The sequence below is a fragment of the Roseomonas populi genome (assembly GCF_024594815.1).
In the GTDB taxonomy this organism is placed as follows: domain Bacteria; phylum Pseudomonadota; class Alphaproteobacteria; order Acetobacterales; family Acetobacteraceae; genus Roseomonas; species Roseomonas populi.
The window spans coordinates 141,460-154,315 of record NZ_JANJOU010000009.1 but is presented as its reverse complement, the minus strand read 5'-3'; the positions used below and the strand labels follow the sequence as shown (position 1 = coordinate 154,315).

Sequence of the window (12,856 nt, the reverse complement as noted above, 5' to 3'; positions counted from 1 at the left end):
GAAAAGGCCCTGCCCCGGTGACGGGGCAGGGCCTTTTTTCTTTCCGGGGTCCTTGCTTCAGTCCGCGCTGATGGGGGTGGGCGCCTCCAGCGCCGCCTGGACGCGGGCGGGGATGGTGGCGACCAGCTCCTCCAGCCGGTCCCAGGCAACAGGGCGAGAGAGCAGGAAGCCCTGCGCCCGCTCCACCCCGAAGCGGGCCAGCACGGCCAGCTGCGCCGCGTCCTCCACGCCCTCCGCCACGGCGGGAACGGAGAGGGCGTGAGCCATGCCCGCCACGGCCTCGATCAGCGCCGTGCCCTGCGCGTCCCGCGCGCAGTCCGTCACCAGGGAACGGTCGATCTTGATGGCGTCGAAGGGGTAGCCGCGCAGCCGGGCCAGGGTGCCGTGCCCGCCGCCGAAATCATCCAGCACCACGCGCACGCCCAGCTTTGCCAGGCCCTGCATGTTGGCCAGCGCCGCATCGGCATCCCCGGCCAGCGAGCCTTCGGTCATCTCGATCATCAGCCGGTCGCCGCTGATGCCGTGCTTCTTCAGCGCGCCCGCCACCTGGGCGTCGAAGCCCGGCATGCCGAAGGTGCTGGCCGAGGCGTTGATGGCGATGGTGAATGGCGGGTGGCCCAGCGCGACCATCCGGCAGGCCTCGTCCACCACCCAGCGGTCCAGCGCGCCGGAATAGCCCATGCCCTCGATCACCGGCAGCACGTCGCCGGGGCGCAGGGAGAGGCCGGTATCCGTGCGCCAGCGCAGCAGCGCCTCCACCGACGTCACCTCGCCCGTCTTCAGTTCCACGATGGGTTGGAAGACGAGGTGGAAGGGCACCGTGCCGCCGGGCGCGAAGGCCTCGCGCAGCCGGGTTTCCAGCGCCGCGCGGCCCACCGTCTCCCCGGACGCGCTGGCGCCGGCGGAACGGGTCACGCCGCGCCCCGCCCGCTTGGCGGCGTAGAGTGCGGCATCGGCCCGCTCCAGCAGCGTGTGCACGTCCCCGGCGTGCCAGGGAATGGCGGCGAAGCCGATGGAGGCGCGCAGCGGCACGGGGGAGCCGTTGAGGACGAAGGTGTCCGCCAGCGCCGCGTGGATCCGGGCGGCCAGCCCCAGCCCGGCCTCCGGCTTGTCCACCCCGCGGACCAGCACGACGAACTCGTCACCGCCGAGCCGCACCACCGTATCCATGGAGCGCACCGTGGCCTGCAGCCGCTTCGCCACCTCCACCAGCGCGCGGTCGCCGCCGGCGTGGCCGTAGGTGTCGTTGATCGGCTTGAAGCCATCCAGGTCGATCATGAGGATGCCGAAGTCCCGCGGCTCGGCCTCGGCGAGCATCTCCTCCATGCCCTTGCGGTTGCACACCCCCGTCAACGCGTCGGTGCGGGCGGCGCGGTGCACCTCCCGGATCGCGTGCCGCAGGGTCAGCGCCGCGGAGACGCCGCGTGCCAGGTCCTGCAACCGGTCCACCATGGCCGGCGTCAGCTCACGCGGCTGGCGGTCCATCACGCAGAGGGTGCCGACCGGCGTGCCGCGCCCGCCGCGCAGCGGGGCACCGGCGTAGAAGCGCAGGTTGGGATCGTCGAGGACCAGAGGGTTGGTGCCGAAGCGGGGATCCGCCTTCAGGTCCGGAACCACCATCACCTGATCGGGGTTCTCGATGGCGTAGGCGCAGAAGGCATCGTCCTTCGGGGTGGAGCCGGCGTGCAGGCCCTGGATGGCCTTGAAGAACTGCTCGTGCTCGCCGACGAGGGAAACGCCGGAGATCGGGACACCGACGAGGTCGCTCGCAACCCGGACGAAGGCGCCCATCAGCTCCTCCGTCACCTTGTCGAAGGAGGCGATGTCGGCGACGTCCAGCAACCGATCGGCTTCATTCCCGGCCCAGGTTCCCGGCATATTGCCCGTGATCCTTCACGTTATTGGTGAATCCAACGCAATTTGACAACCTTGAGTTGCTCATAGCAACCCCGGGTTGAGGGGCCCGACGGCCCCTGGTGCCGCCCTGGCCTCTCCGCTAGACGGGCGCCGAGGCGCGGCCGCGCGCTTTGAACATCCCGGCCAGGAACGGAGCCCGCGATGCCCGACCAGATCACGCCCGTCATCGGCCTCATCGGCGGCTCCGGCCTCTACGACATCGACGGTCTGCAGGACCGCGAGTGGCGCCGGGTGGAGAGTCCCTGGGGCGAGCCCTCCGACGAACTGCTCTTCGGCACGCTGGACGGGGTGCGCTGCGTGTTCCTGCCGCGCCACGGCCGCGGCCACCGCATCCCGCCGAGCGAGCTGAACTACCGCGCCAACATCGACGTGCTGAAGCGCGCGGGCTGCACCGAGGTGCTCTCCCTTTCCGCCGTCGGCAGCCTCAACGGCGACCTGCCGCCCGGCACCTTCGTGATCGTGGACCAGTTCATCGACCGCACCTTCGCCCGCAAGAAGAGCTTCTTCGAGACAGGCTGCGTGGCGCACGTCTCCATGGCGCACCCGCTCTGCCCGCGGCTGGGCGACGCGATGGAGGCGGCGGCGCGCGCGATCGACCTGAAGTACAAGCGCGGCGGCACCTACCTCGTAATGGAGGGGCCGCAGTTCTCCACGAAGGCGGAGAGCGAGTTGTACCGCGCCTGGGGTTGCGACGTGATCGGCATGACGAACATGCCGGAAGCCAAGCTCGCCCGGGAGGCGGAGCTCTGCTACGCCACCGTCGCCATGGTCACGGATTTCGACTGCTGGCACCCCGACCACGACGCCGTGACGGTGGATGCGGTGGTGAAGGTGATGACGGAGAATGCCAGCCGCGCGAAGGCGCTGGTGCGCCGAGTGGTGCCGATGCTCGGCGCCCCGCGCGGGCCCTGTCCCTCCGGCTGCGACCGCGCGCTGGACAATGCCATCGTCACCCCGGAAGCGAACCGGGACCCGGCGCTGATGGCGAAGCTGGACGCGGTGGCCGGACGGGTGCTGAAGGCGGCCTGAGGCGCCTGTACCAACCCGCCGCATCTGGCGCAGCGCCGCCTCGACGCCATCTCAGGCATTGCAGGAGCGGGAGCGGAGGGGCGGCATGAGGGAACACGGCGTGGCGGACCAGTCCTCGGCCATGCGGCGCGGCCCTTCCCGCCGCGCGCTCGCGCCCCTCGCCCTTGCCGCGTTGGTCGCCGGTCCCGCCGCAGCGCAGGAAGCACCCGCCAGCCTGGACGCGGCCGGGCGCCGCCTTGTCCTGAACGGAACGGGGGTGCGCCGCTTCCTCGGCATTCCCGTGATCCGCGGCGCACTCTACCTGGAGCGGCGGAGTACGGATGACGGGGCCATTCTCGCCTCCCCCGGGGTGAAGCTGCTGCGGCTGCGCTATGTCGTCCCCGTTCCCCGCAGCCGGCTGGTGAGCGGCTGGGAGGATGGCTTCCGCGAGGGCTGCGGCTGCGAGATGCCGGCCGACTTCCGCGCCCGCCTGCGCGACCTGCCGGCCGGGCAGGTGGAGGATTGGCTCTTCCTGGCCGACCGCGGGGAGATCGCCTATGCCGGGGAGGCGCCCGTCCGCGTCACCGCCCATCAGGGCCGGATGATGCTGGCCAGCTTCATCGGCCCGGATTCGGGCAGCAATGGGATGCGCCGCGGCCTGCTCGGGCTGGACTGAGAGCCCGGATCAGCCGAACAGCCGCAGCACCTCGTCGCGGTCCAGCGCGCCGATCGAGTCCGGCTGCCAGCGCGGCGCGTTGTCCTTGTCCACCAGGACGGCACGCACGCCCTCCGCGAAGTCCGGATGGGCTGTCACGCCGCGGGTCAGGGCCAGTTCCATGGCAAGGCAGGCCGGCAGGTCCATCCCCGCCCCGCGCCGCAGCAGCTCCAGCGTCACCGCGAGCGAGGTGGGGGACATGCGGCGCAGGATCTCCAACTGCGCCCGCGCCCAGTCCGTGCCCTCCGCGGCAAGCACCGAGGTGATGGAGACGAGGTCGTCCGGCGAGAAGCACCGCTCAATTGCCGCGCGCTCCGACTCGATCCGGCCGGGTGGCACGGCGGCGGCGCGGTGGGTCACCGCCCCGGCATCCCCCGCCAGCAGCGCCTGGCGCAGCGTCGGCAAGCGCTCCCGCGGGACAAAATGGGTGGCCAGCCCCGCTTCCACCGCCTCCGCCCCCTGCAGCCGGGCGCCGGTGAGGGCGAGCCACCGGCCCATGGCGCCGCGCCGCCCGGGCAGGCGCGGCAGCACGAAGGAGGTGCCGACATCCGGGAAAAGGGCGATGGCCGTCTCGGGCATGGCCATCAGCGCGTGTTCCGTCACCACCCGGTGGCTGCCATGGACGGAGACGCCGATGCCGCCGCCCATGCAGACGCCGTCGATGAGGCTGATCCAGGGTTTCGGGAACTCCGCGATGGCGCGGTTCAGCGCGTATTCCGAGGAGAAGAAGCGCTCGATGGTCGCCCGATCGGCCGCCAACGCGGCGTCGCGGATCGCGCGCACGTCGCCGCCGGCGCAGAAGGCGCGGCCGCCCGCGCCCTCCACCAGCACGAGATCCACGGCCGGGTCCTCACGGAAGCGCGCCGTGGCATCCGCCAGCGCGTCGATCATGGGCTGGTCCAGCGCGTTCAGCGCCCGCGGGCGGTCTAGCAGAATCGTGCCCGCCCGCCCCTCGATCCGGGCCACCACGCCCGACACAGCCTGCTCCATTGTCGTTTCGCCCCCTGTTTCTCCACCGGCTAGCCGCCGTTGCCCGTGCCGGCAAGGCCGATACGGTTGACACCGCCGCGCCACGCCGCGATCCCTCTTCCCATGGCGCAGCAACTCGTCGGCTTCGGCACGGAAGGCACGGTCTTCGGCCGGGGGGCAGACCAGGGGGCGGCCCAGGAGGCGGCCCGGTCGGCGGCCGCTCCAGGCCAGGCCGTGCTGGTGCTGGACGGGGTACGGAAGGCCGGGCACGCCGAGGGGACGCAGGCCCTCGCCTGGCTGGAACTGCAACTCCAACAGGGAGAGTTCCTCACCCTTCTCGGCCCGGCCGGTGCGGGAAAGAGCGTGGCGATCGAACTGGTCGCCGGCTTCCTGCAGCCCGACGCTGGACGAATCCTCATCAAGGGAGAGCGGCAGGCGCGGCTGCCGCCCTGGCGGCGCGACATCGGCCTCGTCTCGGACAGCCCCGACCTCTTTCCGGAGATGGACGTGCTGTCGAACGCGGCCTTTCCGCTGGAGGCGCGCGGAGTGGACCGAGCGGGGCGGGAGGAGCGCGCGGCCGCGATGCTGGAGCGCTGGGGCGTCCCGCCCTCCCTGGCCCGCCTCCGCCCCACGGCCCTTTCCCCCGCGCGCCAGCTCCGTGTCGCCCTGGCCCGCGCCACGGTGCACGGCCCGGCGCTGCTGCTGCTGGACGACCCGCTGCGCGGGCTGGACGGGGAGGAGCGCGAGGCCCTGGCCGCCGACCTCTCCCAGCTGCGGCGGGCGCTGGGGCTGACGGTGCTGCACGCCGCGCGGGATCCGGCGCTGGCCTCGGTCCTCTCGGACCGGATGGTGGTGCTGGAAGGCGGGCGCGCGCGGCAGGCCGGCACGCCCCAGGGGCTCTACGAGAACCCGGCCGACCCGGTGGTGGCCGCGCTCACCGGCCCCTGCAACCGCCTGCCCGGCCGCGTCCTCTCGGTGGAGGACGGGGTCTGCCTGGTGCGGCTGGATTGCGGGCTTGAGGCGACCGGCCTGTCGGTGACGGGCCCCGAGGGATCCCCCCTGCCGGGCGCGAACTGCACGCTGGTGATCCGGCCGGAGCACGTGGCCGTCGCCCCCCTGCCGCCGGAGGCGATGGGAGAGGACGCGGTGGCGGCGCGGCTGGTCGAGTCGCGCTTCGCCGGTGGCCAGGTGCGGCTGAGGCTGGCGGTCGGGGAGGGGGGCGAGCTCGTGGCTCACCGCCCGCCCGGCCTTCCCCTGCCGGAACCGGGCGAGGTGGCCTCCATCGCCTGGAACCTCTCGGCCGCGCAGGTGCATCGGGACGCCTCCTGAGGGGAATCACGCGCTCGGCATCGCAATGGGCGTCCTGGGGCGGTTCGCCTGGCGTGCTACCTGGGTTAAGCTGTGCGAAATACCGACAGGACGGGCGAGAGGCGGCGATGCCCCAGCATGGGCCTCCATCGGCGTGGCGCATCGCGCGCAGGCGGCTCGGCACGGCCGCGCTGGGCCTGTTTGCCTGCGCGCCGGGGGCCCGGGCCCAGGCGCGGGACCTTACCGTCGTCTCCTGGGGCGGGGCCTACCAGGACGCCCAGCGCGAGGTCTTCTTCCGCCCCTTCCAGCGCGCCACCAACGCGCGCCTGCTGGAGGAGACCTGGGACGGCGGCATGGAATCGCTGCGCGACCGCGCCCGCACGGCCCGCTGGGACCTTGTGCAGGTGGAGGGCGACGAGCTGCTCCTGGGCTGCAAGGAAGGGCTGCTGGAGCCCATCCGGCCCGAGGATGTGGGCGGCGCGGACCGCTATGTGCCGGGCGCGCTGACGGAATGCGGCGTGGGAAACATCCTCTACGGCTTCGTCCTGTCCTACCGCCGCGGCGGGGTGGCGCCGGAAGGCTGGGCCGATTTCTTCGATACCGCGCGCTTCCACGGCCCGCGCGGGATGCGCCGCGGCGCCAAGACCACGCTGGAGATCGCCCTGCTTGGCGACGGCATGGCGCCGGAGGAGGTCTATCCCGCCCTGGCCACGGATGCCGGCGTGGCGCGCGCCTTCCGCTGCCTGGACACCATCCGCCCGGCCATCCGCTGGTGGGACCAGGGCAGCGAGCCCCCGCGCGCCCTGATGGCCGGCGAGGTGGCGATGGCAGTCGCCTATAACGGCCGTATTGATACCGCCAACCGCGAGGATTCGGCCGATCTCGGCATCGTCTGGTCCGGGCAGCTGCTGGCGCAGGACAGCTGGGCGGTCCTGAAGGGCAGCCCGAACCGGGAGCGCGCCCTGGCCTTCCTGCGCTTCGTGGGGGACCCCGCCGTGCAGGCCGGGCTGCCCCCGCGCATCCCCTACGGCGTGACGGCGAAGGGAGCCGAGAGCGGGCTGCCGGACGACGTGCTGGCCAACCTGCCCACCGCGCCCGACAACGTCCGCGGCGCGCTGCGGATCGACGACGCCTTCTGGCGCGCCAACCTAGACCCGCTGGAGCGCCGCTTCTCCGCCTGGGCGAACGGCGCCCCGCAGCGTTGAGGCCGGATTCTCTTCGCGCCGCGCTGCTGGCGGCACCGCTGGCGCTGCTGGTCCTGCTTGGCGCCTTGGTGCCGCTGGGTGCCCTGGTCTGGCGCGGCACGGCCGAGACGGAGGTGGCGCCCGCCTTGCCGCGCACCCTGCGCGTGCTGCGCCAGTGGGACGGCACCGGCCTACCCGACGACATGGCCTTCGAGGCGCTGGCAGCGGACCTGGCCGCCCTGCGCGCGGCGGGGCCTGCCGGGGCGGAGGCCATGGGGCGGGCGGCGGAGCGCCTGGCCGCCGACGTGCCGGCCCTGCGCGAGGTCCTGCCCGGCACCGCCGAGCGCGCGGCCGAGACGCGCACCACCCGCGCCGCCGCTATCCTCGTCGCCGATCCCGCCTGGGGCGAGGCGGAGAGCTGGGTGGCGCTGCGCCGTGCTGGTGCGGGCGTATCCGGCTTCCACCTTCTGGCGGCGGCCGGGCTGCGCGTCACGGCGGAGGGCGGGCTGGAGGACAGCCGGCAAGGGCCGCACGCACGGGCGATCCTGGCGCGCGGGCTGGGTGCGGCGGCGCTGGCGGTGCTGGGCTGCCTTCTCCTCGCCTGGCCGCTGGCGCGGTGGATCGCCGAGGCATCGCCGCGCCGGGCCGCCGCGCTGGCCGCCCTGACCCTCCTGCCTCTGTTCGCGGGGGAGGCGGCGCGGGTCGCCGGCTGGGCTGCGCTGCTGGAGGCGGGGCCGGGCGCGGCGCTTCTCGCCACCACGGTCGGGCTGCTGCCGCTGATGGTGCTCCCGATCGCGCTCGTCCTGCGCCGGGCCGGGCCGCGCCTGCCGCGCGCGGCGGCCGCGCTCGGCCTGCCGCCGCGCAAGGTGTTCTGGCGCATCCGCCTGCCGCTCGCCCGGCAGGGGATCGCGGTGGGCTGCGCCCTTGTCTTCGCGCAGGCGCTGGGGGGCTTCATCGCGCCGGGCCTGCTGGATCCGGGAGCATCCCTGACGGCCGGGGCGCTGGCCGCCGCCGCGCGCGCCGGGGACTGGGGGCAGGCCGGCGCCCTGGCCGCCTGGCTTCTCCTGCCGGTGCTGCCCGCGGCCTTCCTGCTGCGCCGGGGGATGCGGGGTTGAGGCGCCCCCTCTCCCTCCTGCTCATCCTCCTGCTCCTGGCACCCTTGGTGGGGCTGCTGCTGGCGAGGGGCGCGGGGCAGGCGGTGGCGGAGCCGCTGGGGAACAGCCTTCTCGTCGCCCTCGCCGCTGCCGCCGTAGGTGCGCCGCTCGGCGCCATGGCCGGGGCAGGTTTGCGCGGCCGCTTCCTCGGCCGGGGCCTCGCGCTCGGGTTGATCGCCATGCCGGTGCTGTTGCCGACCGTCCTTCCCGCGGCCGCCCTGCTCCTCGTGGCGGAACGGCTAGGAGGGGAAGCCCGGCTGCCCGGCCTGGCGCTGTGGCACGCCCTGCTGGGCGCGCCGCTGGTCGCGGCCATCATCCTGGCGGCGCTGGACCGCGTGGATCCCCGCCTGTACCGGGCGGCGCAGGCCTGCGGGGCTGAGCCGGAGCTGGCGGCGCGGCGGCTGCTGCGCCCGCACTTCCTGCGCGCCATGGCCCTTGGCGCCGCGCTGGTTTTCGCCCTTTCCCTGGGGGAGAGCGCCCCCGCCGTCCTGCTGGGCGCCCAGACCCTGCCGACGGCGCTGCTGGCCGGGACCGTGGCCCCGCTGACACCGCTGCTCGTCGCCATCGTGCTTGCTGTCGCGTTCTTGCTCGGCCGGGGGGCGCCACGCCCGGCCGGTCCCGACGTTTCCCCCGGGCGATCAGCCCCAAGCATCGAGGAGAACGCGCCCTGACCACTCCCTCCCGCCGCGCCGTCCTGGCCGGCATCCCCGCCCTGGCCGCGGTTGCCCTGGCCCGGTCCGCCCAGGCCCAGACGCCCGCCCCGGCCGGCCCCTTCAGCCTGCCGCCACTGCCCTACGCGCCGAACGCCAACGAGCCGCATATCGACGCGCAGACGATGGAGATCCATCATGGCCGCCACCACCAGGCCTACGTCACCGCGCTGAACAACGCCCTGAAGGACCACGGCCAACTCGCCGCCCTGCCGCTGCAGGATCTGCTGGCGAAGCTGGACCAGGTGCCGGAATCCATCCGTACCACGGTCCGCAACAATGCCGGCGGGCACGCCAACCACAGCATGTTCTGGCCTGTCATGGGTGGCCGTGGCGGCGCGCCCACGGGTGACCTGGCGCAGGCGATCACGCGCGACCTCGGCGGCTTCGACAAGATGAAGGCGGACTTCAACGCGGCCGGCGCCGGGCGCTTCGGCAGTGGGTGGGTGTTCGTGACCGCAACGCGGGACGGCAAGCTGGCCCTGACCACCCGCCCGAACCAGGACACGCCGCTGATGGATGGGCAAAGGGTGCTGTTCGGCAACGACGTGTGGGAGCACGCCTACTACCTGAAGTACCAGAACCGCCGGCCGGACTACCTGGCCGCCTGGTGGAACGTGGTGAACTGGGACCGGGTGGCGGAGCGCTACGCGGCCGCGAAGGCCGGGACGCTGGGCGTCTGAGGCGGCTCGTCCGGGAAGGCCATGCCTTCCCGGACCGCATTCATCCCCTCAGATCCCTATCAGGGCGTTCGCCTCTCACGGCGGGGCTGGCGAGCCTCCCGTTCGGCTCTCGGCATCACGGCCGAGACTTTCTGCGGGGCCCTCTCCCTGAGGGCGGGCAGGCACGACATGGATGCCGCGCGCGGTGTTTCAGGGCGGGAACGCCAGAGCATGGCGTAGTGCAGCGCCCCGCGATTCTCGCCCACCTTCACCAGATACGGCCCCGGAGGGTTCGGTGAGTTGCAGTCCGACGCCTGCGCCGATCCGGCAGCGACGAGAAGCGCTGCCCCGACAACGATGCTTCGCATTGATCCCCCTTTACGATTCCCCGGCCCGAATCTAACGCCGGCCAGGGAAAAACGAAAAGGATTCAATGGGGATAGGGTTTCGCCAGCCCTCGCTAAAGCCCCACGGGCCTGCCGGCGACCACGACGGCGAGTGAATCCGGCAACAGGATCCGCGCCGCCACCGCCGTCAGCCTCTCGCGCGTCAGCGCCTCCAGCCGGGCGGGACGGTTGGCCAGCCAGTCCAGCGGGCGGTTGTTCCGCCGCAGGGCCAGCAGGATGTTCGCCACCTGCCGGGTGGAGGTGAAGGAGAGGGGCTGGCTGCCCGTGAGGTAGGCGATCGCCTCCTCCCGCTCCGCCGCCGTAGGGCCGGAGGCAGCCATCTTCGCCCATTCGCCGCGCAGCACGGAGAGGGTCTCGGCCATGCGGGCATTCTCAGTGGCCACCGCGCCGACGATGAGGCTGCGCCCCGCCACCGGCTCCGGCCCCGCGCCGATGCCATAGGCCAGGCCGCGCTCCACCCGCACCGCCTGCATGAGGCGCGAGGAGAAGCCGCCGCCCGCGAGGACGCGCATGACCACGCCCGCCGCCTCCCAGTCCGGGTCGTCCACCGCCAGGCCCTGGTGGCCGAAGACAGCGGCGGATTGCGGGCTCTCCATCGGCAGCACGGCCACCCCGGTGGCGGAGAAGGGCGGGATGCGCGGGATGCCGGCGGGCTCCTCCGCCGGCCAGTCGCCAAAGAGGGCGGACATCACGCCGCGCAGCCCGTCGGCCGTGATGGCCCCGGAGGCTGCGACGAGAAGGCCGCCCTTGCGGAGCTGCCGCGCCGGCACGCCGCGCAGCGCATCGGCGGGCAGGGTGGCGATGGTCTCGGCCGTGCCGCCCGGCGGATGGCCATAGGCACCGGGCAGGGCGGCGGCCCAGAAGGCGCGCCCGGCCTGGCCGCGCGGATTCTCCAGCGCCTGGCGGGCACCGGCGATGGCGCGGGCGCGCACCCGCTCAACGTCCTGCGCCTCCATACGGGGCTTGGTGAGCGCGAGGCGGGCGAGGCGCGTGGCCTCCGGCAGGGCATCGCTGAGGCAGCGGAAGCTGCCGGAGAACTCGTCCCGGTCGGCGGAGAAGTTGAAGGAGATGGCGTTGTCGCGCATCGCCTCCTGGAAGGCGTTGGCGTCCAGCTCGCCCGCGCCCTCGGTCAGCAGGGCGGCGGCCAGGGCCACCGCGCCCTCCTGCCCCGCCGGGTCCAGCGCGGCGCCGCCCGGGATGGAGAAGGCGAGGGAGACGACGGGAACGGAGTGATCCTCGGCCAGCCAGCCGGTCACGCCGGCCGACTCCACCACCTGCACGGGCAGGGTGAAGCCGCTGGGAACCTTGTCGGTCATGGTGCGCGCACGCCCTCCGGCAGCAGCCAGCCCGTGAGGGAGGGGTGAGTGAAGACGGCGCGGGCGGCGGCCATCACGGCCTCCGGCGTCACGGCGCGGATGTGGGCGGGCCAGTGCTCCACCGATTCGGCGGGCAGGCCGATGGCCAGAGCCCCGCCGAGCAGGCGCGGGGCGGCGCCGATGCCATCGAGCGAGAGCATGACCCCGGCGGTGAGCTGGCGCTGGCTGCGCGCCACCTCCTCCGCCGTCACGCCCTGGTCCAGCAGGCGGGAGACCTCCTCCTCGATGGCGGCCTCCAGCCTCGCGGGCGTCGTGTCGCCGCGCGGGGTGGCGTAGAGGGCGAAGGAATCCGCGCCCAACTCGTCGCTGTCGTAGCCAGCGCCGGCCGCGATCGCGAGGCCGCCCTGGACCAGCGCCCGGTGCAGCCGGGAGCCCGGGCCGCCACCCAGGAGATGCGCCAGCACCTCCAGCGGATGGGCATGGTCCTTGTCGGCCTCCGTCCGGCCCCAGGTCAGGGTCGGCGCGATCCAGGAGCGCAGCATCTGCGCCTCCCGCACGCCGGGGTCGTTGCGGACGATTCGGGCTTCCAGCGGGGCGGGCGGCGGTTCCGCCCGGCGGCGCGCGATCGGCTCGCCGCCCTCGGCGCCGCCGTACTCGTCCTCTACCACGCGGCGCAGCGCCGCCTCCTCCACCGCGCCGGTCACGACCAGCACGGCATTGGCCGGGTTGTACCAGCGGCGGTGGAAGGCGACGATGTCGTCCCGCGTGATCGCGCGGATCTCGTCCTGCCAGCCGATGATGGGGCGGCCGCGCCAGTGCTGGCGGCCCCACATGGTGGCGTCATACAGCTCGCGGAAGCGGGCGCGCGGGTTGCTGTCGGTCCGCTGGCGCCGCTCCTCCAGGATCACGGCGCGCTCGGTCTCCACTCCCTCCGCGGGGTAGAGGGGCGCGCGGAGGCGGTCCGACTCCATCATCGCCACCAGCTTCAGCCGGGTAGCCTCCACTGTCTGGTGGTAGGCGGTCACGTCGCGGGAGGTGAAGGCGTTGTCCTGCCCTCCCTCCCGTGCCACGCGGCGGGAGAACTCGCCGTCCGGCACGTGCTCGCTGCCCTTGAACATCATGTGCTCGAGGAAGTGGGCGAGGCCGGAGCGGCCCTCCGGATCATCCCCGGCGCCGACACCGTAGAACAGGTAATGCGCCACCACGGGCGCGCCGCGCGTGCCGACATGGGCCACGCGCAGCCCGTTCGGCATGCGCCAGAGATTGGCGCCGAAGAGCGGCCTCTCGGCCGGGATGGGCTGCGGGGCCGGCACGGCGGCCGGGGCCGCCAGCGGGGCGGGGGTGGGGGCGGGCGCCGGCGCGGCGGGGGGGCGGCGGGCCAGGGCAGGGGTTGCCGCGGCGGCGGCCAGGGCAGCGCGGCGGGTCAGGGATGGCATTCCCGGCATGTGGGGGGGCGAGGGGCGCGCGGGAATGGCCGGCCGGGTTCGCATTTGTGAAAACCCGGGC

Annotated in this window: 11 protein-coding genes; 7 read left to right on the top strand and 4 right to left on the bottom strand. The window is 73.7% G+C overall.

Translation table 11 applies throughout. From position 1 onward, the window contains the following. Window positions 1–57: 57 nt before the first annotated feature. Window positions 58–1,842, bottom strand: coding sequence for a sensor domain-containing phosphodiesterase (locus NRP21_RS13020; RefSeq protein ID WP_257716633.1), 1,785 nt, complete (start codon window positions 1,840–1,842; stop codon window positions 58–60). A 216-nt stretch (window positions 1,843–2,058) separates the two neighbouring features. Between NRP21_RS13020 and NRP21_RS13015 the strand changes: the two genes are divergently transcribed. Together NRP21_RS13015 and NRP21_RS13010 are read left to right on the top strand one after the other, a co-directional pair. Beyond that, window positions 2,059–2,946: an S-methyl-5'-thioadenosine phosphorylase gene (locus NRP21_RS13015; protein ID WP_257716632.1), complete on the top strand. Its 888-nt coding sequence runs from the start codon at window positions 2,059–2,061 to the stop codon at window positions 2,944–2,946. 85 nt (window positions 2,947–3,031) lie between these two features. Beyond that, window positions 3,032–3,601, top strand: a complete 570-nt coding sequence (locus tag NRP21_RS13010) for a chalcone isomerase family protein (protein WP_257716631.1) — start codon at window positions 3,032–3,034, stop codon at window positions 3,599–3,601. Window positions 3,602–3,610: 9 nt separating this feature from the next. Here the strand turns inward: NRP21_RS13010 and NRP21_RS13005 are convergent, their stop codons facing one another. Next, on the bottom strand, window positions 3,611–4,630 hold the full coding sequence (locus NRP21_RS13005) for an enoyl-CoA hydratase/isomerase family protein (RefSeq protein ID WP_257716630.1): 1,020 nt from the start codon (window positions 4,628–4,630) through the stop codon (window positions 3,611–3,613). Window positions 4,631–4,696: 66 nt separating this feature from the next. Here NRP21_RS13005 and NRP21_RS13000 point away from each other — a divergent pair, with 66 nt between their 5' ends. From NRP21_RS13000 to NRP21_RS12980, 5 genes are all read left to right on the top strand, one after another. Next, window positions 4,697–5,938 (top strand): ABC transporter ATP-binding protein, encoded by a 1,242-nt coding sequence (locus tag NRP21_RS13000; protein ID WP_257716629.1) that lies wholly within the window; start codon window positions 4,697–4,699, stop codon window positions 5,936–5,938. 107 nt (window positions 5,939–6,045) lie between these two features. Beyond that, the gene (locus tag NRP21_RS12995) at window positions 6,046–7,122 is read left to right on the top strand and encodes an extracellular solute-binding protein (RefSeq protein WP_257716628.1); all 1,077 of its coding nucleotides are present in this window, start codon (window positions 6,046–6,048) and stop codon (window positions 7,120–7,122) included. Continuing rightward, on the top strand, window positions 7,119–8,216 hold the full coding sequence (locus NRP21_RS12990; protein WP_257716627.1) for an ABC transporter permease subunit: 1,098 nt from the start codon (window positions 7,119–7,121) through the stop codon (window positions 8,214–8,216). The genes NRP21_RS12995 and NRP21_RS12990 overlap by 4 nt, the downstream gene beginning before the upstream one ends. Further along, window positions 8,213–8,926, top strand: coding sequence for an ABC transporter permease subunit (locus NRP21_RS12985; protein ID WP_257716626.1), 714 nt, complete (start codon window positions 8,213–8,215; stop codon window positions 8,924–8,926). Before NRP21_RS12990 ends, NRP21_RS12985 begins: the two co-directional genes overlap by 4 nt. Further along, the gene (locus NRP21_RS12980) at window positions 8,893–9,648 is read left to right on the top strand and encodes a superoxide dismutase (RefSeq protein WP_456300237.1); all 756 of its coding nucleotides are present in this window, start codon (window positions 8,893–8,895) and stop codon (window positions 9,646–9,648) included. Before NRP21_RS12985 ends, NRP21_RS12980 begins: the two co-directional genes overlap by 34 nt. 439 nt (window positions 9,649–10,087) lie before the next feature. Here NRP21_RS12980 and NRP21_RS12975 read toward each other — a convergent pair whose 3' ends face one another. Further along, window positions 10,088–11,350, bottom strand: a complete 1,263-nt coding sequence (locus NRP21_RS12975; RefSeq protein ID WP_257716625.1) for a M16 family metallopeptidase — start codon at window positions 11,348–11,350, stop codon at window positions 10,088–10,090. Beyond that, on the bottom strand, window positions 11,347–12,786 hold the full coding sequence (locus NRP21_RS12970; protein ID WP_257716624.1) for a M16 family metallopeptidase: 1,440 nt from the start codon (window positions 12,784–12,786) through the stop codon (window positions 11,347–11,349). The genes NRP21_RS12975 and NRP21_RS12970 overlap by 4 nt, the downstream gene beginning before the upstream one ends. Window positions 12,787–12,856 lie beyond the last annotated feature (70 nt).

What these genes read in the sequence shown, in the direction of transcription:
- NRP21_RS12970 (WP_257716624.1), bottom strand. Translation starts at nt 12,786, where the DNA reads ATGCCATCCCTGACCCGCCGCGCTGCCCTGGCCGCCGCCGCGGCAACC.
- NRP21_RS13005 (WP_257716630.1), bottom strand. Translation starts at nt 4,630, where the DNA reads ATGGAGCAGGCTGTGTCGGGCGTGGTGGCCCGGATCGAGGGGCGGGCG.
- NRP21_RS13015 (WP_257716632.1), top strand. Translation starts at nt 2,059, where the DNA reads ATGCCCGACCAGATCACGCCCGTCATCGGCCTCATCGGCGGCTCCGGC.
- NRP21_RS13010 (WP_257716631.1), top strand. Translation starts at nt 3,032, where the DNA reads ATGAGGGAACACGGCGTGGCGGACCAGTCCTCGGCCATGCGGCGCGGC.
- NRP21_RS12975 (WP_257716625.1), bottom strand. Translation starts at nt 11,350, where the DNA reads ATGACCGACAAGGTTCCCAGCGGCTTCACCCTGCCCGTGCAGGTGGTG.
- NRP21_RS12995 (WP_257716628.1), top strand. Translation starts at nt 6,046, where the DNA reads ATGCCCCAGCATGGGCCTCCATCGGCGTGGCGCATCGCGCGCAGGCGG.